This is a genomic window from Alsobacter metallidurans, assembly GCF_014636935.1.
GTDB lineage: Bacteria > Pseudomonadota > Alphaproteobacteria > Rhizobiales > Beijerinckiaceae > Alsobacter > Alsobacter metallidurans.
On the sequence record NZ_BMES01000001.1, the window covers coordinates 812,151 to 835,257 of the forward strand.

The 23,107-nt window shown below is 70.3% G+C and carries 22 protein-coding genes and 1 riboswitch; of the genes, 16 read left to right on the plus strand and 6 right to left on the minus strand.

The genetic code is table 11. The features are described from left to right. Positions 1 to 60 precede the first annotated feature (60 nt). The 3 genes from IEV99_RS03520 to IEV99_RS03530 are packed head-to-tail and all read left to right on the plus strand — an operon-like array spanning position 61 to position 3,835. Complete coding sequence (locus IEV99_RS03520; RefSeq protein WP_244643530.1) at positions 61 to 561, plus strand: (2Fe-2S)-binding protein; 501 nt, start codon at positions 61 to 63, stop codon at positions 559 to 561. Continuing rightward, positions 558 to 1,571: an FAD binding domain-containing protein gene (locus IEV99_RS03525; RefSeq protein ID WP_188516327.1), complete on the plus strand. Its 1,014-nt coding sequence runs from the start codon at positions 558 to 560 to the stop codon at positions 1,569 to 1,571. The genes IEV99_RS03520 and IEV99_RS03525 overlap by 4 nt, the downstream gene beginning before the upstream one ends. A gap of 11 nt (positions 1,572 to 1,582) precedes the next feature. Continuing rightward, on the plus strand, positions 1,583 to 3,835 hold the full coding sequence (locus IEV99_RS03530) for a xanthine dehydrogenase family protein molybdopterin-binding subunit (protein ID WP_188516328.1): 2,253 nt from the start codon (positions 1,583 to 1,585) through the stop codon (positions 3,833 to 3,835). 121 nt (positions 3,836 to 3,956) lie between these two features. Here the strand turns inward: IEV99_RS03530 and IEV99_RS03535 are convergent, their stop codons facing one another. Further along, entirely contained in the window at positions 3,957 to 4,277 is a 321-nt protein-coding gene (locus tag IEV99_RS03535) for a hypothetical protein (RefSeq protein WP_188516329.1), read from the minus strand. A gap of 165 nt (positions 4,278 to 4,442) precedes the next feature. On the opposite strand from IEV99_RS03535, the gene IEV99_RS03540 reads away from it, so the two are divergent. Next, positions 4,443 to 4,856 (plus strand): DUF2177 family protein, encoded by a 414-nt coding sequence (locus IEV99_RS03540; protein ID WP_188516330.1) that lies wholly within the window; start codon positions 4,443 to 4,445, stop codon positions 4,854 to 4,856. A 58-nt stretch (positions 4,857 to 4,914) separates the two neighbouring features. On the opposite strand, the gene IEV99_RS03545 is transcribed toward IEV99_RS03540, so the two are convergent. From IEV99_RS03545 to IEV99_RS03560, 4 genes are all read right to left on the minus strand, one after another. Continuing rightward, positions 4,915 to 5,937: a Gfo/Idh/MocA family protein gene (locus IEV99_RS03545; RefSeq protein WP_188516331.1), complete on the minus strand. Its 1,023-nt coding sequence runs from the start codon at positions 5,935 to 5,937 to the stop codon at positions 4,915 to 4,917. Then, a complete protein-coding gene (locus IEV99_RS03550; protein WP_244643531.1) occupies positions 5,937 to 6,902 on the minus strand; it encodes an MDR/zinc-dependent alcohol dehydrogenase-like family protein in 966 nt (321 codons plus the stop codon). Before IEV99_RS03550 ends, IEV99_RS03545 begins: the two co-directional genes overlap by 1 nt. A 144-nt stretch (positions 6,903 to 7,046) precedes the next feature. Next, on the minus strand, positions 7,047 to 7,793 hold the full coding sequence (locus IEV99_RS03555) for a glucose 1-dehydrogenase (protein ID WP_188516332.1): 747 nt from the start codon (positions 7,791 to 7,793) through the stop codon (positions 7,047 to 7,049). Positions 7,794 to 7,842: 49 nt separating this feature from the next. Further along, the gene (locus tag IEV99_RS03560) at positions 7,843 to 9,159 is read right to left on the minus strand and encodes a cobyrinic acid a,c-diamide synthase CobB (protein ID WP_188516333.1); all 1,317 of its coding nucleotides are present in this window, start codon (positions 9,157 to 9,159) and stop codon (positions 7,843 to 7,845) included. Positions 9,160 to 9,265: 106 nt separating this feature from the next. Here IEV99_RS03560 and IEV99_RS03565 point away from each other — a divergent pair, with 106 nt between their 5' ends. From IEV99_RS03565 to cobJ, 8 genes are all read left to right on the plus strand, one after another. After that, a complete protein-coding gene (locus tag IEV99_RS03565) occupies positions 9,266 to 10,381 on the plus strand; it encodes a cobalt-precorrin-5B (C(1))-methyltransferase (protein ID WP_188516334.1) in 1,116 nt (371 codons plus the stop codon). A 47-nt stretch (positions 10,382 to 10,428) separates the two neighbouring features. Beyond that, positions 10,429 to 10,620, plus strand: a riboswitch (cobalamin riboswitch). A 116-nt stretch (positions 10,621 to 10,736) separates the two neighbouring features. Beyond that, on the plus strand, positions 10,737 to 11,147 hold the full coding sequence (locus tag IEV99_RS03570) for a DUF1636 family protein (protein WP_188516335.1): 411 nt from the start codon (positions 10,737 to 10,739) through the stop codon (positions 11,145 to 11,147). Then, positions 11,144 to 12,187 (plus strand): cobalamin biosynthesis protein CobW, encoded by a 1,044-nt coding sequence (gene cobW, locus IEV99_RS03575; RefSeq protein ID WP_188516336.1) that lies wholly within the window; start codon positions 11,144 to 11,146, stop codon positions 12,185 to 12,187. Before IEV99_RS03570 ends, cobW begins: the two co-directional genes overlap by 4 nt. Before the next feature lie 4 nt (positions 12,188 to 12,191). Further along, on the plus strand, positions 12,192 to 15,791 hold the full coding sequence (cobN, locus tag IEV99_RS03580) for a cobaltochelatase subunit CobN (protein ID WP_188516337.1): 3,600 nt from the start codon (positions 12,192 to 12,194) through the stop codon (positions 15,789 to 15,791). Then, entirely contained in the window at positions 15,788 to 17,119 is a 1,332-nt protein-coding gene (cobG, locus tag IEV99_RS03585; protein WP_188516338.1) for a precorrin-3B synthase, read from the plus strand. The genes cobN and cobG overlap by 4 nt, the downstream gene beginning before the upstream one ends. Continuing rightward, complete coding sequence (locus IEV99_RS03590) at positions 17,116 to 17,748, plus strand: precorrin-8X methylmutase (RefSeq protein ID WP_188516339.1); 633 nt, start codon at positions 17,116 to 17,118, stop codon at positions 17,746 to 17,748. Before cobG ends, IEV99_RS03590 begins: the two co-directional genes overlap by 4 nt. Beyond that, the gene (locus tag IEV99_RS03595; RefSeq protein WP_188516340.1) at positions 17,745 to 18,476 is read left to right on the plus strand and encodes a precorrin-2 C(20)-methyltransferase; all 732 of its coding nucleotides are present in this window, start codon (positions 17,745 to 17,747) and stop codon (positions 18,474 to 18,476) included. The genes IEV99_RS03590 and IEV99_RS03595 overlap by 4 nt, the downstream gene beginning before the upstream one ends. After that, a complete protein-coding gene (gene cobJ / locus IEV99_RS03600) occupies positions 18,473 to 19,237 on the plus strand; it encodes a precorrin-3B C(17)-methyltransferase (RefSeq protein ID WP_188516341.1) in 765 nt (254 codons plus the stop codon). Before IEV99_RS03595 ends, cobJ begins: the two co-directional genes overlap by 4 nt. Here the strand turns inward: cobJ and IEV99_RS03605 are convergent. After that, complete coding sequence (locus IEV99_RS03605) at positions 19,219 to 19,965, minus strand: cobalt-precorrin-6A reductase (RefSeq protein ID WP_188516342.1); 747 nt, start codon at positions 19,963 to 19,965, stop codon at positions 19,219 to 19,221. The two genes, cobJ and IEV99_RS03605, sit on opposite strands and share 19 nt — an antisense overlap. A gap of 95 nt (positions 19,966 to 20,060) precedes the next feature. On the opposite strand from IEV99_RS03605, the gene cbiE reads away from it, so the two are divergent. The 4 genes from cbiE to cobO are packed head-to-tail and all read left to right on the plus strand — an operon-like array spanning position 20,061 to position 23,096. Next, on the plus strand, positions 20,061 to 21,287 hold the full coding sequence (gene cbiE, locus IEV99_RS03610) for a precorrin-6y C5,15-methyltransferase (decarboxylating) subunit CbiE (protein WP_188516343.1): 1,227 nt from the start codon (positions 20,061 to 20,063) through the stop codon (positions 21,285 to 21,287). Further along, complete coding sequence (locus IEV99_RS03615; RefSeq protein WP_188516344.1) at positions 21,284 to 21,700, plus strand: cobalamin biosynthesis protein; 417 nt, start codon at positions 21,284 to 21,286, stop codon at positions 21,698 to 21,700. Before cbiE ends, IEV99_RS03615 begins: the two co-directional genes overlap by 4 nt. Beyond that, positions 21,697 to 22,479 (plus strand): precorrin-4 C(11)-methyltransferase, encoded by a 783-nt coding sequence (cobM, locus tag IEV99_RS03620; RefSeq protein WP_188516345.1) that lies wholly within the window; start codon positions 21,697 to 21,699, stop codon positions 22,477 to 22,479. The genes IEV99_RS03615 and cobM overlap by 4 nt, the downstream gene beginning before the upstream one ends. After that, on the plus strand, positions 22,476 to 23,096 hold the full coding sequence (gene cobO, locus IEV99_RS03625; RefSeq protein ID WP_188516346.1) for a cob(I)yrinic acid a,c-diamide adenosyltransferase: 621 nt from the start codon (positions 22,476 to 22,478) through the stop codon (positions 23,094 to 23,096). The genes cobM and cobO overlap by 4 nt, the downstream gene beginning before the upstream one ends. The last annotated feature ends 11 nt before the right edge of the window (positions 23,097 to 23,107 follow it).

The window sequence follows — 23,107 nt, forward strand, 5'->3', positions numbered from 1 at the left end:
CGACAGGACCTCAATCGGAGAGATGCCGTGAGCCCGTCTGCTGCAGACGCGTCCGCAAGCGTGGGCGCCATTCCGATCCGAATCACGATCAACGGCGAGAGCCACGCTCTGCAGGTTGAGCCATGGACCACGTTGCTGGACCTGCTCCGTCTCCACCTCGACCTGACCGGCACGAAGAAAGGCTGCGATCACGGCCAGTGCGGCGCCTGCACGGTGCTGGTCGACGGCAAGCGGATCAACTCCTGCCTGACGCTCGCCGTCATGAAGGACGGCTCCGAAGTCACCACCATCGAGGGCCTTGCTCAGAACGGTGACCTGCACCCCGTTCAGGCAGCTTTCGTGGAGTATGACGCTTTCCAATGCGGCTACTGCACGCCAGGCCAGATCTGCTCAGCCGTTGGCCTGATCAACGAAGGTCATGCTCAATCTCGTGAGGAGATCCGCGAGTTGATGAGCGGCAACATCTGCCGGTGCGGCGCCTATGTGAACATCGTCGACGCCGTCGAGCACGCAATGGCGCATCGGCGCCAGTCCCCGCGGAACCCGGAGGCGCGCTCATGAACCGCTTTTCCTATGTGCGCGCCGCCTCCGCCGCCGAGGCCGTCCGAGAGTTGGCGGATCCTGCAGCCCGGATCATCGCAGGCGGCACAAACCTTCTCGACCTGATGAAATATGCCGTCGAGAAGCCAACCCGCCTCGTCGACATCACCCATCTGCCGCTCGCCACGATCGAGGATGCGCCGGGTGGAGGCGTCCGCATTGGCGCGCTCGTCACCAATGCGGCGCTCGCGTATGACGACCGCATCGCCCGTGACTATCCGTTGCTTTCCAGCGCCCTCTTGGCCGGCGCGTCGCCGCAATTGCGCAACGCCGCCACCACGGGCGGAAACCTGCTGCAGCGGACGCGCTGCTACTATTTCTATGACCCCGCCACGCCTTGCAACAAGCGCGAGCCCGGGTCCGGCTGTTCGGCGATTGGCGGGCTCAACCGCATCCACGCGATCCTGGGCGCGAGCGAAAACTGCATCGCGACTCATCCCTCCGACATGTGCGTCGCTCTGGCGGCCCTGGAGGCCGTGATCCACGTCGAGGGTCCGGACGGCGCCCGCGCCATCCCGATGGCCGACTTCCACCGGTTGCCTGGTGATTCTCCCGAGATCGACACGACGCTCCGGCAGGGCGAGTTGATCACATCCGTCGAGCTGCCGCCGCCGGCGTTCGGCCAGAACCACACCTACCTCAAGCTCCGCGACCGCCTGTCCTACGCGTTCGCGCTCGTGTCGGTGGCGGTTGGACTGAACATCGAGGGCGGAACGATCAAAAAGGCCCGGATGGCGCTGGGCGGGGTCGCCCATAAGCCCTGGCGCAAGCCGGAAGCCGAACAGGCGCTGGAAGGCCAGGCGCCCACGCTCGAGAACTTCGGCCGCGCGGCCGAACTGCTGCTCCAAGGAGCGCGGGGCCACGGCCACAACGACTTCAAGATCGAGCTTGCCCGAAGGGCCATCGGCCGGGCGCTCAGCCAAGCCGCCGAGGCACGCCCGCAGTCGCAGACCGACAAGCGCATCCGCTAAGGACCACCGCCATGCTGAATGCCGAACACACCCAGGGCGCGCATGTCGGCGCCCCGCGCTCGCGCGTTGACGGACGCCTGAAAGTGACGGGCGCTGCGCGCTACGCTGCCGAATTCCCGGCCGATAGCCTGCTGCACGGCGTGATCGTGTCTAGCGCGGTCACGCGCGGGAAGATCAAGCGCATCCACACCGGGGACGCAAAGGCGCAGCCCGGCGTGGTCGAGGTGTTCACGCACGAGAACCGGCCCTCCACGGCCTGGTTCGACTACAAGTACCGCGACGAGACGGCCCCTCCGGGGTCGCCGTTCCGGCCGCTCTACGACGACGAGATCCAGTTCAGCGGCCAGGCGATCGCGTTGGTGGTGGCCGAGACTTTCGAAGCCGCGAGGGCCGCAGCCATGCTGGTCCGGGTGGAATACACGCCTGCCGATCATGCAACCAACCTCGATCTGCAGCTCGACGAGGCCTATGTGCCTCCCAAGAAGCGCAACGGCATCAAGCCCCCGCCGAAGCCGCGGGGCGACGCGGAGGCTGCGTTTGCGGCCGCGCCCGTGAAGCTTCAGAACGAGTACCGGGTTGCGATCGAACACCACAATCCGATGGAGCCCCACGCCACCACGGTGGTCTGGAAAGGCGGCGGCAAACTCACTATTCACGACAAGACGCAGGGTTCGCAAAACTCGCAATCCTATGTCACCAACGTTTTCGGTCTCTCGGCCGACGACGTCGAGGTGATCTCGCCATTCGTGGGCGGCGCATTCGGCTCAGGGCTGCGGCCCCAGCACCAGCTTTTCCTCGCCGTGATGGCGGCGCTGCAGTTGGAGCGCTCCGTTCGGGTAGAGCTCACGCGCGACCAGACCTTCACGCTCGGCTACCGGCCCTGCACGATTCAGCAGGTGAGCCTCGCGGCCAATCGCGACGGCAAGCTCCAGTCCGTGATGCACAATGCGACGGCCGGAACGTCCCGGTTTGAAGACTACCAGGAGGTGGTCGTGAACTGGTCGGGGCTGCTCTACGACAGCCCCAATGCGTCCTTCGACTACCGCCTCGCCAAGCTCGATACCTACACGCCATCCGATATGCGCGCGCCGGGCGCAACCCTTGGTGTCTTTGCGCTTGAAGCCGCCATGGACGAACTCTCCTGCGAACTCGGCATGGACCCAATCGAGCTTCGTCTTCGCAACTACGCGGATCGTGACGAGAACGACGACAAGGCGTTCACCAGCAAGGAGCTTCGCGCATGCTACCGGCAGGGCGCGGAGCGCTTCGGCTGGTCGCGCCGCTCGTCAAAGCCCCGCAGCATGCGCGAGGGCCGCGAACTGATCGGCATGGGGATGGCCAGCGGCGTTTGGGAAGCCATGATGCAGAAGACCGCCGCCCGGGCGACTCTGACGGCCGATGGAAAGCTGGAAATCGCCTGTGCGACCGCTGACATCGGCACCGGAACCTATACAATTCTGGCGCAGATCGCCGCCGACGCTCTCGGCCTTCCGCTGGAGCGCGTCTCGGTGAAGCTCGGCGACAGCTCCCTGCCAAAGTCGCCCGTGGAAGGTGGGTCCTGGACCGCCGCATCGGCCGGAAGCGCCGTGCAGGCGGCCTGCGACAGCGTCAAGCAGGCGTTGCTGACGGCTGCGCGTGGCCTGGAAGGCTCCCCGCTCGCCAATGTGGACCTCGACCGGATCGTGCTCCGCGACGGCCGCGCCGAGGTGGCCGCGCATTCATCGGCCGGCCTCGCGATCGAGGACATCATGCGCGGCGCCGGCAAGCAAAAGCTCGAAGCCGAGGAAAGCGCCGCCCCGAGCAAGACCGCCATGCTGACGCATGTGGGCTACACGCATTCGGCCGTCTTCGCCGAAGTGCGGGTGGATGAGGAACTCGGCGTCGTGCGTGTCACCCGCATCGTGAACGCGGTCGCGGCCGGCAAGATCATCAATCCCAAGACGGCGCGCAGCCAGATCCTCGGCGGCGTCGTGATGGGCATCGGCATGGCGCTGGAAGAAGAGACCTTGGTGGACCACCACCTCGGCCGCTTCATGAACCACAACTTGGCCGAGTACCACGTGCCCGTGAACGCCGACATACACGACATCGATGTCCTGTTCGTCGAGGAGCACGACGAGATGGTGAGCCCGATCGGAGTCAAGGGCCTCGGCGAGATCGGGATCGTCGGCACGGCCGCCGCCATCGCCAACGCGATTCATCACGCGACCGGCAAGCGCATGCGCGACCTGCCGATCACCATCGACAAGATCATCGGCGCGTGACGCGCCGTTGATCTCGTCCCTGAGCATCATCTCGCCAGTGAACGGCGGCTGATGGACGATGATGCTGGGGAAATGGCCGCTGGAGCACAGGCGACCTGATCCGGTCAGGTCGGTTTGCGCTCTAGCGCGGCTTTTCCCTCTGCCAGCCAGACGGCCGGGCGGGCTTGCCGCTTTTGGCCTTCGAGACCCAGAGCGGCTTCTTGGGCTCGGGTGGCTTGGCGGGCGTTGGGAAACGTCCCATGGCGCCGCGGCGCTGGGCGGCCTCTTCGTGCTTTTCGACAACCTCGTAGGGAAACAGGCGCGCGTGTTCGTGCGCGGCCTTCCGCGGGACCTCGAGATCGGCTGCTTTCGCGGCCGCGATCTGCTTCTGCCGCTCGGCTGTTTCGTCGACGTGTCGAACCAGCCGTTTCAGGAAGCGGCCTCTCCATTCCCTGTCGAGCATCGCGGATCCTCGCAGCTGGGCCCGGACCGAGATTAGTCCCAGTTCCTCAACGAGGCGTTTCGAACATTCAGACTTTGTGGCGCGCCGAATGACGACGAGACGTGATCCAGCCGCGCCCGCCATTCGCACACAGTCGGTCAATCATGCCGGCCGGAGATCGATCGAATGAAGCGCGCGTTGATCCTGTATGGCTGGGCCTTTGCGGTCATGATCCCGCTCGACCTGTTGTGGCTCGGCGTGATCGCCCGCAAATTCTACGTCGAACAACTTGGCGCCTTGATGCTCGACAGGCCGAACGTGGTCGCGGCGGTTCTGTTCTACGCGCTTTACGTCGTCGGCGTCGTGATCTTCGCCATCATGCCGGCCGTGCGCTCCGGCAACTGGGTGGACGCGACCTTGTATGGCGCAGCCTTTGGGCTCTTCGCTTATGCAACTTACGACCTCACCAATCTGGCGACTCTGCGCGGCTACTCGTTGACGTTGGCCGTCGTCGATATTGCCTGGGGCGTGGCGGTCACATGCGCAACAGCGACCTTCGGGTACTTGCTTGCGAGACACTTTGCGGATCTCTCGCAATAGACGCAGCACCGAATGAACCTAATACAGGTTCTCGTGGGGAACATATTGATATTATTGGTTAGATAGCGCTGGTCTGACCGTAAATCGCGTCAAGAACACGCGAAACGTCCACCAGACGGGCCGCCTCGGCGTCGAACTTCGCACCCTCGGCCAGGCGGCGCGACCAGTCGGCCGCTGCGCGGCCGCCCCAGCTGTCCGGCGGCGACGAGAGCGTCTCGCGCGCAGTGCCGCGATAAAGTTCCGCTTCGAAATCGTAGAACGACCCGCCGACGTTCCGGAGCGCCGCGCCGCCGTCGCGCCCGTAAAAGGCGGCCGTAATGATCGCGTCGCGCCCGGCATGCAGGCGCCACGAGCACGCCAGCTGCACAGCGGCCCCGTTTTCCAGCGTCAGCGTCGCGAGCGCGTAGTCCTCGACCCGGTCCGTCCGGCCTTCGAGGCGTTCGCCACCCGCAAACAGCGACGAAGTCACGCGGGCGACCGGCGGGAAGTCCAGCGTCCAGAGCGCCAGGTCCACGAGGTGGACGCCGAGGTCCATCACGCAGCCGCCGCCCGATTGGGCCGGGTGGTAGAACCACGGCTTGTCCGGCCCATACGCGTTGTGGAACACGAGGTCGACCGCATGCACGTCGCCGAGCGCGCCGGACCGCACCGCGTCCCTGATCTTCCGCATCCCTTCCGTGAACCGGTAGGAGAAGTCCACCCCGAGCAGCCGGTCGGCCGCGCGTGCGGCGTCGACGACGGCCTTGGCCTCGGCGGCCGTGCGGCCGAGCGGCTTCTGGCAGAACACCGCGACGCCCCTTGTCAGCGCCCGGATCGACTGCTCGGCATGCAGCGCGCTCGGCGTCGCGATCACGATCCCGTCCAGGCCCATCTCCAGCATGGCGTCGAGCGATGGCGCCACGGCGGCCCCGGGCGCAACCTTGCGGGCTTCCCCGGCCATCTCGGGGGAGGGGTCGGATACGGCCACGACCTCTACGGCTCCCGTTTCGATGATGGCCTGCATGCGGTGCCTGCCGATCCAGCCGACGCCCAGGAAGCCGACGCGCGGGCGTGGTGCGGAAGCGGAAGCCGAGCCCGACATCAGAATGTCACCAGTGCTTTCAGGAACCCATCCGGCCGGTCGCGCGTGGCGTCCAACGCCTCTCCGAGCCGCTCCAGCGGGTAGCGATGAGTATACAGCGACGAGGGGTCGAGGCGACCCGACTCCACAGCCGCGACGGCGTTCCGAATGCCGGTCATGTAGATCTTCGGATTTCGCTCATGCGCGTTGATGACGTCGATCCCTCGCCAGTTCCAGAGCCACATGTTGACCTGCCGCGGCCCGTCCTGATGGTAGCCGGCCACGATCAGCCGACCCCTCTCGCCTGTGATCTCACCCGCGAGATCGAGCGGCCACTGCTTGCCGACGGCCTCGATGACGCGCTCACAGAACGCCCCGCCCGTGAGGTCCTTCACCCGCGTGATGATGGCGTTGTGGTCGTCCATCGCAATCGTCTCGGCCGCGCCCATGCGCCGCGCGAGATCGAGCGAGTAGGGGCGACGCGAAATCCCGATCACCCGCGCGCCGGCCTGGGATGCGAGCCGGGTCAGGATCGCGCCCAGGAAACCAACGCCCACGATTGCGACCGTCTGCCCGGCTTGGACCTGGCTGCGCTCGAAGATGTTCATCGCGCAGCCGAGGGGCTCGCCCGGGAACGGCTGGTCCGCGAGCGCCGCCGGCAGCTTCACCACATTGGCGGCGTCCGCGACGTCATACTCGGCGTAGCTCCGGTAGGAGAGCGCCGCCACCCGGTCGCCCGGCGCGACGGAGTCGACGCCTGCGCCGACCGCCTCCACGACGCCCCAACCCTCGTGTCCGAGGTCGCCCGGCTTGGTTGGAAATTCCATCCACTCCGGCCCGGCCCACGGCGTCAGGTTGGACGCACAGACGCCGCAGCCTTCCAGCCTGATCAGCACCTGCCCGGCGTCGGGCTTCGGGATCGGCTGCTCGATCACGGCGACCTGCCCGGCCTTTTCGAGGATGGCGGCCCGCATCGTTCCGGCCATCAACGAGCCTCCCGCCGGGACATGGACCGGAGGGGCGAAACGAAAGCTGGAAACTGCATCGAAGGCTCGCGCTTGGGAAACACGAGCGCAAACGCGGCCGGAGGAAAGAAGGTTGCGCGTCGGGCCTGCTGCGTGCGGCCAGCCTCAGATGCAGCGCCCGCCGTCGACCTCCATGGCGATCCCGGTCACCAGAGACGCCTCGTCCGAGCACAGAAAGACCGCGGCCATCGCGATGTCGTGCGGCGTCGACAGGCGGCCTAGCGGAATGGAGCCTACGAACCGTTTGCGGTTCTCCTCCGTGTCGCCGCCCATGAAGGTGGCGAGCAGCGGCGTCTCGCCCGCCACCGGGTTGATGGCGTTCACCCGCACGCCAAACGGCGCGAGCTCGATCGCCATGCCGCGCGTCGCGCCGATCACCCACGCCTTGGAGGCGTTGTACCAGGTAAGGTTGGGCCGCGGGCTCACGCCGCCCGTGGACGCGATGTTCAGGATCACGCCCGCGCGGGCCGCCTTGAAGAGCGGCACGGCGTAGCGCGCCGCCAAGTAGATCGCCCGCATGTTCACGGCCGCAATGCGGTCGAACGTCTCGTCGTCGATCGTCTCTAGCGGCGCCGGCAGGTGCCCCACCCCGGCGTTGTTGACCACGATGTCGAGCCGCCCATGCTCGCGTTGCGCGGCGTCCACCATGGCCTCGACCTCGGCAGCCCGCGACACGTCCGCCGTGAACGCGCGTGCGCTGGCGCCGATCGCGGCCGCGACCCGCTCGGCCGCCGCGCCATCGCGGTCCACCACCAGCACGCGCGCGCCCTCGTCCGCGAAGGCCTGCACGATCCCGGCCCCGAAGCCGGAGCCTCCGCCCGTCACGATGGCGACTTTCCCCGCAAGCCTCATGCTCGTTCCTCCCTGTGCGCCGTCTCGAGCGGCGCTCCGCCGGGCGAGCTTACTCCTGCGCGATGGCGTGGAAAAAGGATCCTGTCACACGGCCCCGGCGGCTGCCGGAGGGCGCGGGCTCGGAGCCGTAGGCGTCGCCGGCGAGCGCGAAGGGTTCGTCGCCGCCGAGATCCGTCACGCTCGCATAGTGGAATTCGTGCCCCCGCAGCCGTGTGCCGGCCGGCCCGAGCACGCCGTCCGCCGCCAGCGTCACGGCGCGGTAGCCGAGGTTCATCTTGCGCTTGGCGAAGCTCGTGCTCACCGAAAGCAGCCCCGCCATCGCGTGGTCCACCCCGGCCGCGTCCGTCAGCACGCGCCCGAGCGTCATGTAGCCGCCGCACTCGCCATGAACGGGCCTGTGCTCCGCGAAAGCCCGCAAGCCGCCGAGGAACTGCGTGGCCGCCGCCAACCGGCCCGCATGCAGCTCCGGATAGCCGCCCGGCAGCCAGCACACGTCGCAGTCGGCCGCCGGCGCCTCGTCGGCCAGCGGCGAGAACGGGACGATCTCGGCCCCGGCTGCGCGCCAATCCTGCAGCAGATGAGGGTACATGAACGAGAACGCTTCGTCCCGCGCCAGCGCGATCCGCCGTCCCGGCGGCCGCAGGGCGGGACGGCCGGGCCCAAAGGCTCGCAGCGGCGCGGCCGCGGCCTGGATGGCGTCGAGGTTGAGATGCGCTTCCACCATGTCGGCCATGCCGTCCAGCAGCTGGTCGAGCCCGCTCGTTTCGCTGGCCTGCACGAGGCCGAGATGGCGCTCGGGCAGGCTGACTGCGTCCGAGCGGGGCAGGGCGCCGAACACCGGCACGCCCAGCTCCCGCACGGCGTCCGTCACCAGCCGGGTGTGCCGGGAGCTGCCGGCCTTGTTGATCACCACCCCGGCCAGCCGGATGCGCGGATCGTACAGGGCGCAGCCCTTCACGATGGCGGCGGCCGATTGCGATTGCCCGCTCACGTCCAGCACCAGCAGCACCGGCCAGCCCAGCGCGGCCGCGACGTCCGCCGAGGAGCCGGACCGCCCGGGCGCAGCCGGCACGCCGTCGAAGAGCCCCATCAGGCCCTCGCAAAAGGCGAGATCGGCGTCCGCGGTCGCCCGCGTGGCGAGGCCGCCTAGCAGGTGCGGCTCCATCGACCAGGCGTCGAGATTAAGGCTTGGCCGACCCGTCGCGGCGGCGTGGAATGCGGGGTCAATATAGTCCGGCCCGCATTTCGCGCCCGTCACCCGCAAGCCGCGCCGCGCAAAGGCGCGCAGCAGGCCAAGCGTGACGGTGGTTTTGCCGCTGGACGAGCGTGGGGCCGCAACGACGAGGCCGGGTGTCGGAATGGTCATGTCCCATCCCTGCGCGAAATCGGAATACCCGGCAAGGTCCCCCAAGCCGCAACCCTGCGGACCCGCAGCCCTTTGCGCCGCGCCCGGGAGGCGTTACCACGGTGCGATGAGCCACGCGCCGCCGGAGGACCTCCCGCCCGTCGCCAGCCTTCGCCGGGGCTGGACCACGGGCTCCTGCGCCACCGCGGCGACCCGCGCCGCCTTCGAGGCGCTGCACACGGGCGTGTTCCCCGACCCGGTCGAAATCCTGCTGCCGAACGGCTCCCGCCCGGCCTTCGCGCTGGCGGTGACGGAACGCGGCGACGACTTCGCACGCGCCGGCGTCGTCAAGGACGCCGGCGACGACCCGGACGTCACCCACGGAGCGCTCGTGCTCGCGACGGTGCGTCGCGGGGCTCCAGGTTCCAGCGTCCATTTCCGGGCCGGGCCCGGCGTCGGCATGGTGACGCGCCCCGGCCTGCCGATCCCGCCCGGCGAACCCGCCATCAACCCCGTCCCGCGCGAAATGATGCGCGCCGCCGTCGCGGAGGCCGCCGCTCTGCTGGGCGTATCGGCTGATTGCGAGATCGAGGTATCGATCCCGGGCGGCGAGGAGATCGCCAAGCGAACCCTCAACGGCCGTCTCGGCGTAGTCGGCGGGCTTTCGATCCTGGGCACCACCGGCATCGTGACCCCCTATAGCTGCGCGGCGTGGATCCACAGCATCCACCGCGGGATCGACGTGGCGCGCGCGTCCGGCCTCCACCACGTCGCGGGAGCAACCGGCGACACCAGCGAGAAGGCCGTCCAGCGCCTGCACGGGCTGGACGAGATCGCGTTGATCGACATGGGCGACTTCGTCGGCGGCATGCTGAAATATGTGCGCCGCCACCCGGTGGAGCGCGTCACCGTGGCGGGCGGCTTCGCCAAGATGACCAAGCTCGGGCAGGGCTTGCTCGATCTGCACTCCCGGCGCGGCGAGGTCGATCTCGGCTGGCTGGCGCAGCGGTTCGCCGAAGCGGGCGCATCGGCCGGGCAGGTCGCCGAGGCGGCCGCTCTGGCGTCCGCCAACGAAGCGCTGCTTCTGGCGCGCACCGCCGGCGTCGACCTCGGCGCCGCGGTCGCCGAAGCCGCCTGGGCCACGGCCGCCAAGGCCCTAGCCGGGTCCGGCGTCGAACTGGACGTCGCCGTCTTCGACCGGCAGGGCGCGCTCGTGGCGCGCACGCCTTTCCGGCCGGTCTGATCCAGGCCTCTGGCGGGGAAAAATTGACAGCCTTCCTTCCTCGCGCCTATCACTGAGGCCGTGAAGGTCCCTCGCATGAGGGTGAATAGGGAATGCGGTGAGCCCCCGGGCGAAGCCGCAGCTGCCCCCGCAACTGTGAGCGGGTAGCCGAGCGCCGATAAGCCACTGGGGCAACCCGGGAAGGCGGCGCACGGCGCCGATCCGCGAGCCAGGAGACCTGCCCTCACGACAACCGATGCTGCGGGCGGGGCGCCTTGCGGGATCGTGCGGCCCAGAGCCGCGAACTCTCCGGGGCCGCCGTGCGGTCCCGTCGCGCCCCGATCGAAAGACGCCCAAGGGCGGGAGCGCCGAGAGAATGGCTCGCACCACCATCCATGTCTGCGTGACGTGCAAACTTGCTGACGATCCGCTGGAGGAGCAGCACGGGCGCGCCGGCGCTCGCCTGCACCGGGCCGTGGCGGAGCTGGCGGCCGAGCGTCAGGCGCCGGTCGACATCGTCGCGGTGGAATGCCTCAGCGTCTGCAAGCGCCCGGTCACGGTCGGCTTCGCGGCGGCCGGCAAGTGGACCTACGTGTATGGCGACTTCCCGGCCGAAGTGAGCGCCGAAACCATCGTCAACGGCGCGCTGCTCTACGCCGATGCGCCCGATGGTCTGATCCCCTGGCGCCAGCGCCCGGACATGCTGAAAAAGGGCGTCATCTCGCGCTCCCCCCCGCTCGCGGCGCCCGCCGCTTCCCCGTCGCCCCTGCCGGAGGCCGCCGAATGACCGCGCCCGTTCCCATGACCAAGGTTCCCGTCACGATCGTCACCGGCTTTCTTGGCGCCGGCAAGACGACCCTGATCCGCCACGTGCTCGAGAACGCCGGCGGCCGACGCCTCGCCCTGGTGATCAACGAATTCGGCGATGTCGGGGTCGACGGCGAGATCCTGCGCTCCTGCGGCATCGAGAGCTGCCCGGAGGAAAACATCGTCGAGCTCGCCAATGGCTGCCTGTGCTGCACGGTGGCGGACGACTTCATCCCGGCCATCGAGGCGCTCCTCGCGCACGAGAAGCGGCCGGACCACATCATCGTCGAGACCTCCGGCCTCGCGCTGCCCAAGCCTCTCGTGAAAGCGTTCGACTGGCCGCCCATCCGCTCGCGCCTCACCGTGGACGGCGTGATCGCGGTGGTGGACGGCGCCGCCGTGGCGGCGGGCCGTTTCGCGGACGACCCCGACGAGGTTCTGGCGCAGCGCGCTGAGGACACGGCGGTGGACCACGACAACCCTCTCGAGGAAGTCTACGAGGACCAGCTCCTCTGCGCCGACCTCGTGATCCTCAACAAGGCCGACCTTTTGGACGAGGCCGAGCTCGCCCGTGTGACGGCCGAGATCACGGGCGCGATCCCAAGCGCCGTGAAGATCGTCCCGACCCGAGAGGGCAAGATTGACGCCGACTTGCTGCTCGGCATGGCGGCGGCCGCCGAGGACGACCTCGCCCAGCGCCCCTCCCACCACGACGCCGAGGAGGGGCACGACCACGACGATTTCGACAGCTTCGTGCTGGAGCTTGGTCCCGTCGCCGATCCGGCCGCCCTGGTGGCGCGGCTCGCCGCCGTCGCCGAGCAGCATGACGTGCTGAGAATGAAGGGCTTCATGGACGTCGCCGGCAAGCCCATGCGCCTCCTGGTGCAGGGCGTCGGCACGCGCTTCCGCCATCATTTCGACCGCGCCTGGACGGCCGGCGAGCCGCGCCGCAGTCGGCTCGTGGTGATCGGCGAGAAGGGCATCGACCGCGCCGCCATCGAGGCGGCTTTGGCCGCCTGACCCCATGCACCTGCTCCGCACCGAGACGCGCACGCTCGACGAGGCCGAGGCCGCGGTCGACCTTGCGCAATCGCCCGCGGAGCTGGTGTTCCTGAGCTTCACCGACAGCGACATGACCGCGCTGGCGCGGGCTTGGAACGTCGGGAGGGATGGATATCCGACCCTGCGCATCGCTCCCTTGGCGCAGCTCAAGCATCCCTATTCGGTTGATCTTTACGTCGCCAACGTCGCCGCGCATGCCCGCTTCGTGCTGGTGCGTCTGCTTGGCGGGCTCGATTACTGGCGCTACGGCGTCGAGGAGCTCAGCCGCGCCGCGCGAGCCGGCGGCTTCGAGCTGGCCGTCGTGCCGGGCGATTACCGGCAGGACGAACGCCTCGACGCCGCCTCCACGCTCCCGCCCGAAGACTTGCGCCGCCTCTGGGGCTGGTTCCACGAGGGCGGGCCCGAGAACCTCGCCAGCTGCCTGGCTTTCCTGTCGTCACGCATTGGCGCGCCGCACACGTGGCGTGAGCCCGAGCCGGTTCCCGCCATGGGCGTCGCGTCCGCGCTGTGCCGCGAACCCGCGACGCTGGACATGGGGCAAAGGGCTCCATGCGGAACCCTCTCCCGCGAAGCGGGGGAGGGCAGGGAGGGGGTGGCCAAGCGTCCCCATCTCGCCGGGCGAGCCCCACTTGCCAGCCCGCCGCGTGCTCTGATCACCTTCTACCGCTCGGTCCAGATGGCGGCCGACACGGCCCCGATCGCCGCGCTGGCGGACGCGCTGGCCGAGCGCGGCTTCGCGGTGACGGCCGCGTATGTGTCGAGCCTCAAGGACCCGGCCGCCGCCAGCGACCTCTCGGCCCTGATCGCGCGCGAGAGGCCTGACGTCATCCTCAACACCACGGCGTTCTCGGGCCGCGCCGAAAACGGCCCCGGCGTGCTCGACGAAGCCGATGCGCCGGTGCTGCAGGCGATCCTGTCCGGAGCGCGCGCAGAGGCTTGGCGCGAAAGCGGCCGAGGGCTCGGCGCGGCGGACCTCGCCATGAACGTCGTCCTGCCCGAGCTCGACGGACGCCTCATCGCGGGCGCGATCTCGTTCAAGGCCGAAGCCGCCCGCAGCGAAGCGCTGGAATTCGCCAGCCTCGTGCATCGGCCGGATCCCTCGCGCGTCGCCGCCGTGGCCGACCGCGCCGCCGCATGGGCGCGCCTGCGCCGAATGCCGGCTGCCGAGCGCCAGATCGCATGTGTGCTCTCCGACTACCCGCACAAGGGCGGCCGGGCCGGCTATGCGGTGGGTCTCGATACCCCCGCCAGCGTCGTCGCGATCGTTCGGGCGCTCGATGAGGCAGGGTATGCGGTCGGGGATGCGCCAGATCCGCGCGAATTGATGGCGCTGCTAACGGGCAAAGGGGAGGGAGCGGCCTCCCTCACCGCTGCCCCTCTCCCGGTGGGAGAGGGAGGCCCATTTATCGCGAGCGAACCCGATCTCCCAGAGGAAGCCGCCACCTCCGCGCGCATCGCCCTCTCCCTCCGGGAGAGGGGCAGGGGTGAGGGCCTAAAAGCTTGCGCCCATCCCGCCGACGCAGCCCTGCTGCCTCTCGCCGCCTACGAGCGTCACTTCGCAGCTCTTCCGGCGTCGCTGCGCGCCAGCATCACGGCCGCCTGGGGTTCGCCCGCCGCCGACCCGGCGGTCGCGAACGGCGCCTTCAGCTTCCGTGTCGTCCGCTGCGGGACCCTGCTGGTGGCCCTCCAGCCCACCCGCGGCCTCGATCGCGACCGCAAGGCCGACCACCACGATCCGGCCCTGCCGCCGCGGCATGCCTATGTGGCGTTCTACCTGTGGCTGCGCCTCGTCGCCCGGGTCGACGCCATGATCCATTGCGGCACGCACGGCACGCTGGAGTGGCTGCCCGGCAAGGCCGTGGCGCTTTCGGCCGATTGTGCGCCCGAGGCCGTGCTCGGGCCCGTGCCGGTGATCTACCCCTTCATCGTCAACAACCCCGGCGAAGCCGCCCAGGCCAAGCGCCGCATCGCGGCCGTCACGGTGGGGCACCTCACGCCGCCGCTCGTGGAAGCCGGCCAGCACGGCGCTGCGGCCGAAGTCGAAGCGCTGCTGGACGAGTACGCCGACGCACAGGGCCTCGATCCGCGCCGCGCCCGCAAGCTCGCCGACGCCATCCTGGAGCGCGCGGTCGACACGGGCCTCGCCGCCGAGGCCGGCCTCGCTGCGGGCGCTGATCCCGAGGAAAGGCTGCAAGCGCTGGACGCCTGGCTCTGCGACCTCAAGGAAGCGCGCATCGGCGACGGCCTGCACGTGTTCGGCCGGTCGCCCGAGCGCTGGGACGAGGCGCCCGCCGACATCGTGGCCGCTTGCGGCCCCGCCGAGATGGCGGCGCTCTTGCGCGCGCTGGACGGCCGCTTCGTGGAGCCGGGCCCCGCCGGCGCGCCGTCCCGCGGTCGATCCGACGTGCTGCCGACCGGCCGCAACCTCTTCAGCGTCGACCCGCGTTCCATCCCGACCCGCACCGCCTGGGAGATCGGCCGGCGCACCGCCGACGAGATCGTGACCCGCTACGCGCAGGACCATGGCGACTGGCCGAAGCGCATCGTGCTGGACCTGTGGGGGAGCGCCACCATGCGCACCGGCGGCGACGAAATTGCTCAGGCGATGGCGCTGCTCGGCGTACGCCCGGTCTGGGACCACACCTCCTCGCGCGTGAGCGGCTTCGAGATCCTGCCGCCGGCTGTGTTCGGCCGCCCGCGCGTGGACGTAACCCTTTGCATCTCGGGCCTGTTTCGCGACGTGTTTCCGGGCCAGATCGCCCTGTTCGACGACGCGGTGCGCGCCGTCGCGGCGCTGGACGAGCCGGACGACGAAAACCCGCTCGCGGCCGCAAGCCGCGCCGCGGCGGCCGAGCCGATGCGCATCTTCGGAACCGCGCCGGGCGCCTACGGGCTGGGGCTCGGCGAGATCCTGGCCGATGGCCAATGGGCCGATCGCGCCGAACTCGGCGCCGCCTACCTGGCGGCCAGCAGCCACGCGTACGGGCGCGCGGCCGAGGGCGCCAGCGCGCCCGCGGCTTTCGGCGAGCGCGTCGCCAGCGCGGACGCCTTTGTGCACGTGCAGGACATGGCCGAGCAGGACGTGCTGGATTCCGACGCCTTCGCGGAGCACGAAGGCGGCTTCGCGGCCGCCGCCTCTAGCCTCGGCGCTACGCCCGTCCTCTACCACGCCAACACCGCCAACCCCGAGCGCACCCGCGTCCGCACGCTCGCCGAGGAGGTCGCCAAGGTGCTCCGCTCCCGCGCCGCGAATCCGCGCTGGCTCGCGGGGCAGATGCGCCACGGCTGGCGCGGCGCCGCCGAGATCGCCGAAACGGTCGGCAACCTCTTCGCCCACGCGGCCCTGGCCGAGGTGGTGCGCAGCGAGCAGTTCGACCTCATGTTCGACGCCTCCTGCGGCGACGACGCAGTCCGCGCGTTCCTGCTGGGCGCCAACCCGGGCGCGGCGCGCGCCATCGCGGACGCCTTCGACGAGGCTCAGCGGCGCGGGTTCTGGAGTCCGCGACGAAATTCGACCGCCGCCATCCTGGCGGAGATGCGCAGCGAAGGGGCCGCGCCATGACGGCGACAGCCTCGCTGCGCAGAGGATGGTGCCCGGGCGCCCTGCGGCCGATGCGGACCGGCGACGGGCTGCTGGTGCGGCTGCGCATCACCGGCGGCATCGTGCCGGCCCGGCTGGCGCGCGCCATCGCGGACTGCGCCCGCACCTTCGGCAGCGGGGCGATCGATCTCAGCGCCAAGGCCAACCTGCAGCTGCGGGGCGTGCGCGACGACACGCTCGAGCCGCTGACGGCGCGGCTCGCGGAGCTGGGCGTGCTGGATATGGACGCCGACGCTGAGGCCGTCCGCAACGTGGTGTCGAGCCCGCTGGCGGGCCTCGACCCGTCAGCGGTCCTGGATGTTCGCCCAATCGTGGCCGCCCTGGAGCGCAGGCTCAGCGGCGATGGCGCCCTGCACGCGCTGCCGGCCAAATTCGGCTTTCTAGTCGATGACGGCGGTCGTTTCGGGCCGCGCGACGTTTCGGTCGACGTGCGCTTCGAGGCCATAGCGACGGCGGGCGGCCCCGAGTTTAGGGTGCGGCTGGGAGGCTCGGGTGAGAAGGCGGCGACGAGCGGCGCCTGCGCGCCGGAGGCTGTCCCCGACCTGGCGGCCGCGATCGCATCGACGTTCATCGCCTTGCGCGAGGAGCGGGGCCCCGAGGCGCCACGCCGCATGCGAGGGATGCTGGCCGGCGTGGGACTGGAGACTTTCGCGCGGGTCTCGGGCGCGAGCAGGGCTGTTCAGGGCGCTTCGTCTTCCCGTTTACCTGCGCCGCAGCCGCTGGGTCGCCACGACCTCGGCCCGGGCGTCACCGTCTTTGGCGTCGGGGCTCCATTCGGCCGTTGGTCGGCGGATGACCTCGACACGCTGGCCGATTGGTCCGAACGCTTCGGCGTCGCCGAGCTTCGCCTGACGCCCTGGCGCGCCATTGTCATCCCGGTGCGCGCTCCCTCTAGAACAGACGCCGCGACGCAAACCGGCGCCCCCGCGGCCGCCTTGGCCGCCTTGGCGGGATCGCGCTTCATCATCGATCCGGCGGATCCCCGCCTCGCCGTCGTGGCCTGCCCGGGCGCGCCGGACTGCCTCAACGCGACCACGCGGACGCGGGACGACGCATCCGCGTTGGCGGATGTCGCCCGGCGGCTCGTCCCGGGTGGCGTGACACTGCACGTGTCCGGATGCCCCAAGGGCTGCGCGCATCCGGATGCGACGGCCGTGGCGCTGGTGGGCCGGGACGGGCTATACGACCTCGTTCAGCGAGGCAGGGCGGGCGATGCGCCGGCGGCGATCGGGCTGAACGTCGCGCAGGCGCGTGCGGCGCTGATTGATGGGGCGGGAGAAAAGCGTTGAGTGACCGCACGGACTACATCCGCGAAGGCGCGGAGATCTATCGGCGCTCCTTCGCGATCATCCGGTCCGAGGCCGATCTGGGGCGCTTTACGCCGGAAGAAGAGATCGTGGCGGTGCGCATCATCCACGCCTGCGGAATGGTGGAAGCCGCGCCCGACATCGCGTTCGCGTCCGGCGCTGCGACAGCGGCGCGGGCGGCCCTGCGCGCCGGCGCGCCCATCCTGTGCGACGCCCGCATGGTGGCCAACGGCGTGACGCGCGCGCGCCTGCCCGCCAACAACGAAGTGATCTGCACCCTCGACGATCCGCGGACGCCCGGGCTCGCCGCCCAGCTCGGCAACACCCGCTCGGCCGCCGCCATGGAGCTGTGGCGCGAGCGCATGGGCGGCGCGGTGATCGCGATCGGCAATGCGCCCACATCGCTGTTTCGCCTGCTCGAGATGCTGGACGAGGGCGCGCCCATGCCGGCGGCCGTGATCGGCATGCCGGTTGGTTTCGTGGGGGCGGCCGAGAGCAAGGACGCGCTCGCTGCTGACGGGCGTGCGCCGTGGATCATCGTTCGCGGACGCAAGGGCGGCAGCGCCATGGCGGCGGCCGCCGTGAACGCGCTGGCGGGCGATCCCGAATGAGCGCCACCGGAACCCTCCATGGCGTTGGGCTCGGCCCCGGGGACCCTGAACTGCTGACCGTGAAGGCCGTGAAGGCCGTGCAGTCCGCGCCGGTGATCGCCTGGTTCTGCAAAAAGGGCCGACGCGGCCACGCGCGCACCATCGTGGACGGCTGGCTGAAGCCCGAGCGTATCGAGGCGCCGCTCGTCTACCCGGTCACGGTCGAAATCCCGTTCGCGGATCCCGAATACAACAACAGCCTCGCGGCCTTTTATGCCGGCGCCGCCGAAACGCTGGCCGCCCACCTGGAGGCCGGCCGCGACGTCGCGCTGCTGTGCGAGGGCGACCCGCTGTTCTACGGCTCTTTCATGCACCTCTATGTGCGCCTGAAAGACCGCTTCCGCGTCAGCATCGTTCCTGGCGTCACCGGCATGTCGGGATGCTGGACCGCGGCCGGCGCGCCCATCACGTGGGGCGACGACATCCTGACGGTGCTGCCCGGCACGTTGCCGCGCGAGCAGCTCGCCGCGCGGCTCGCCGCCACCGACGCCGCCGTGGTGATGAAGCTTGGCCGCAATTTCCCGAAGGTGCGCGCCGCGCTGGCCGAAGCCGGCCTGCTGGAGCGCGCGATCTATGTCGAGCGCGGCGCCATGGCGGACGAAAAGGTCATGCGCCTCGCCGACAAGATTGACGACGAGGCTCCCTACTTTTCGATCATCCTCGTGCCCGGCCAGGGACGCCGGCCATGACGGCGGGTTCGCTCTGGGTCGTCGGGCTCGGACCCGGCCCGGATTGCTGGGTCACCCCCGAGGCGACGGCCGCCGCCGCGCAGGCGACCGATCTGGTGGGCTATGGCCCCTATATCGACCGGCTGCCGGCGCGCGAGGGCCAGCACCGGCACTCCAGCGACAATCGGGTGGAGCTGGACCGCGCCCGCCACGCGCTCGAGCTGGCCGCGTCAGGCCGTCGGGTCGCGGTGGTGTCTGGTGGGGATCCGGGCGTGTTCGCGATGGCGGCGGCCATCTTCGAAGCCGTGGAAGCCGGGCCTCCCGAGTGGCGGGGGCTGGACATCCGCGTCGCGCCGGGCGTCAGCGCCATGCAGGCCGCCGCGGCTCGCCTAGGCGCTCCTCTGGGTCATGATTTTTGCGCGATCTCGCTGTCGGACAACCTGAAGCCCTGGTCCGTGGTGGAGCGCCGGCTCACCGCGGCCGCGCAGGGCGACTTCGTGATCGCGTTCTACAACCCGGCCTCCCGCGCGAGGCCGACCCAGATCCACGACGCCTTCGCGCTACTGCGCCGGCTCAAGGATGGCGCAACCCCGGTCGCCTTCGCGCGGGCGGTGGGCCGGCCGGATGAGCGTATTGTGCTGACCACGCTGGAGGACGCCGACCCCGGCGTCGCCGACATGAGCACGCTGGTGCTGGTCGGCTCGGGCGAGACCCGCTTCCTGGACCGCCCCGGCGGCGAGCCGTGGCTTTTTACGCCGCGCCACTATGGGGGCGGCCGATGAGCCTCGATCCAGTCCAGCACTGCCGCAAGCCGATGCTCGACGCGCGGGCCGGAGGGCGGCGGCCGGTCGACCATAATCACCGGGAGACCCAGCGTCCGTGCGGCTTCGAGCTTGGCGGCGGTGGCTTTTCCGCCGCTGTTCTTGGTGACCACCACGTCCACGCTGAACCGTTGGATCAGCGCGGTCTCGGCCGCGACGTCGAACGGCCCGCGCGCCAGCACCAGTTCGTGGCGCGGCGGCAGGTCGGACCGATCCGGCTCGTCGATGCTCCGGACCACGTAGGTATGCTGGGGCGCCGCCTTGAAGGCCGGCAGGGACAGGCGGCCGACGGTGAGGAACACGGTCCGGGGCTGCGGACCGAGCGCCGCGACGGCGTCGTCCATGGTGGCGACGGTGGTCCAGCGATCGTCCTTCAGGGGCTCCCAGGCGGGTCGCGTGTAGACCAGCAGCGGCGCGCCGACCTGCGCGCAGGCCGCTGCGGCATGGCGCGACATCTGCGCCGCGAAGGGGTGCGTGGCGTCCAGCACGACGTCGATCGTCTCGGATGTCAGATAGGCCGCGAGGCCCTCGATCCCGCCGAAGCCGCCGACGCGCATCGGAAGCGCGCTCTCGGCCGGCGCGCTGGTGCGCCCGGCGAGCGACAGGATGGCGTCGAGATCCTTCCGCCCCGCAAGCGCGCGCGCCAGCGCCGTCGCCTCGGTGGTTCCGCCCAGAATGAGTACGCGCATGGCGGCGGTTCTGTCAGCATCGCGGCGCAGAGCGCAAGTCCTCATGCGCCATCCCTCTCCCGGCGGGAAAATGACACGGCCGGCGGGGGACACGCATGACGATCGCTGCTCCCTGGCTTTCCATCGTGGGCATCGGCGAGGACGGCCTCGACGGCGTCTCGCCCGCCGCGCGGCGCTGCGTCGAGCAGGCGGAGCTCCTGGTCGGCGGCGCGCGGCATCTCGCGCTCGTTGACGGCGTGGGATCGGCCCAGCGCATGGCGTGGCCGTCGCCACTGACCGACGCCATCCCGCGCCTGCTGGAATGGCGGGGGCGACGCGTCTGCGTGCTCGCCAGCGGCGACCCGTTCTTCTACGGCGTTGGCGCAACGCTGGCGCCGCATGTCGCCGCCGATGAGGTTCACTGCCTGCCAGCGCCGTCCGCCTTCAGCCTCGCGGCGGCGCGGCTGGGCTGGCCGCTACAGGATTGCGCGCTGGTGTCCCTACACGGCCGGGCCTTTGAGCGCATCGCGCCGCACCTGCAGCCGGGCGCGCGCATCCTGGCGCTGAGCTGGGACGAGACCACGCCCGCCCGCCTGGCCGAACATTTGAGCGCGCGTCGCATGGGCGCCTCGCGGCTGGTCGTGCTGGAAGCTATGGGAGGTCCCCGCGAGCGGATCAGCGCCACCACCGCCGAAACCTTCGCGATAGCGTCGATCGACCCGCTCAACCTCGTCGCGATCGAAGTGGTTGCAGAGCGCGGTGCGCCCGTGCTCTCGCTGGCCGCGGGGCTGCCGGACGGGTGGTTCGAGAACGACGGCCAGATCACCAAGCGCGAGATCCGGGCCATGACGCTCTCGGCGCTGGCGCCCCGGCGCGGGCAGCTGTTGTGGGACGTGGGCGCCGGGTCCGGCTCGGTCGGGATCGAGTGGATGCTGCGCTCGCCGGCCATGCGAGCCATCGCGATCGAGGCGCGGCCGGATCGCGCCGCGCGCATCCACCGCAACGCGCTCGCGTTGGGCGCGCCGGATCTCGACGTTCGGGAAGGCGAAGCGCCGGCCGCGCTGGCCGGACTGCCGACGCCCGACGCCATTTTCGTGGGCGGAGGCGCCACCGACCCGGCCGTGCTGGACGCCGCCTGGGAGGCGCTTCCCGCGGGCGGCCGGCTCGTCGTGAACGCCGTCACGCTGGAAACCCAGGCGGAGCTGATGCGCCGCCATGCGGCGCTGGGCGGCGAACTCGTTTCGGTGCAGATCGCTCGCGCCGATCGGGTCGGGCCGTTCCACGGCTGGCGCCCGGCGATGCCGGTGGTGCAGTGGGCCGTCCTCAAGGGTGGCGCCGCATGAGCCGAACCGTTACCGCCATCGGGATCGGCTGTCGCGCCAGCTGTCCGGCCGACGCCATCGTGGCGCTGGTCAGGCGCGCTCTGGCCGCCGCCGCGGTGGCGGATGACGGCCTGCTGGCGATGTTCACCACCGTCGAGAAGCAGGCGGAGCCCGGCATTCCGGCCGCCGCAACCGCGCTCGCGATCCCGCTCGTCTACCTACCGCGCAGCGCGCTGGAAGCCGCAGCCCCGTCCGCCGCTACGCGCTCGGAACGGGTTGTCGCCCTATTCGGCGTGCCATCGGTGGCCGAAACCGCGGCGCTGGCCGGCGCGGGCCCGGGAGCGCGCCTCGTCCTGCCGCGCATCAGCGCGGACGGGGCGAGCTGCGCGGTGGCGGCGATCCCTCAGCCCCTTGCGGAAGACGTCCAGCCATGACGGTTCACTTTATCGGGGCCGGCCCCGGCGCGCCGGACCTCATCACGGTGCGGGGTCGCGACCTCATCGCACGCTGCCCGGTGTGCCTCTACGCCGGCTCGCTGGTGCCCAAGGAGCTGCTCTCCTACTGCCCGCCCAGCGCGCGCATCGTGGACACGGCCGCGCTGTCGCTGGAGAGCATCGCCGCCGAGTATGATAGCGCCCACGCGGCCGGATGGGACGTGGCGCGCCTCCATTCGGGCGATCTCTCCGTCTGGAGCGCCATGGGCGAGCAGATCCGGCTGCTCCAGGCGCGCGGGATCCCCTACACGGTGACGCCCGGCGTGCCCTCCTTCGCGGCAGCCGCCGCCGCATTGGGCCGCGAGCTCACGCTGCCGGAGGTTGCGCAGTCGCTAGTGCTCACGCGCACGCCCGGGCGCGCGTCCTCGATGCCGCCGCGTGAAACGCTGACAGCCTTCGCGCAGACCGGCGCGACGCTGGCGATCCACCTGTCCATTCACGTGCTCGGCAAGGTCGTCGCGGAGCTGGCGCCGTTCTACGGGCCCGATTGCCCGGTCGCGATCGTGTTTCGCGCCTCCTGGCCGGACGAGCGCATTCTGCGCGGTACGCTCGCCAGCATCGAGGCCGAGGCGGCCGCGTCGCCCATGGAGCGCACCGCGCTGATCCTGGTGGGCCCCGCTCTGGCCGCCGAGGATTTCCGCAACAGCGCTTTGTACGACGCCGACTACGCCCGCCGCTTCCGGACCCCCGGCTGGCGCGGCACGGGAGACCCCGCATGACCGACACGACCGAAACCGACGACGAGCGCCGCCACCGCGAGAAGATGGCCAAGCGCAAGGCCGTGCAGGACGCCGAGGTGGCCTCCAAGACGGTGGAGTCCAAGGGCCTGCTGATCGTCCACACGGGCGCGGGCAAGGGCAAGTCCACCGCCGCGTTCGGCCTCGTGATGCGGGCTCTGGGCTATGGCTGGCAGGTCGGCGTGGTGCAGTTCATCAAGGGCGCGTGGGACACCGGCGAAAAGCACGCGCTGGAGCGGTTTCCCGAGCTGGTGCGCTGGCACACGATGGGCGAGGGCTTCACCTGGGAGACGCAGGACAAGGCCCGTGACATTGCGGCGGCCAGCGCCGCCTGGACCAAGGCCAAGGAGCTGATGGCCGACCCGACGGTGCGCCTCCTCGTCCTTGACGAGCTCAACATCGCGCTGCGCTACGACTACCTCGACCTCGCCGATGTGGTCGCCACGCTGAGCGCCCGCCGGCCGGACCTGCACGTGGTCGTCACCGGCCGCAACGCCAAGCCGGAGATGATCGAGGCGGCGGACCTCGTGACCGAGATGACGCTGGTGAAGCACCACTTCAAGGCCGGCGTGAAGGCCCAGCAGGGCATCGAGTTCTGATGCGCGAGCCG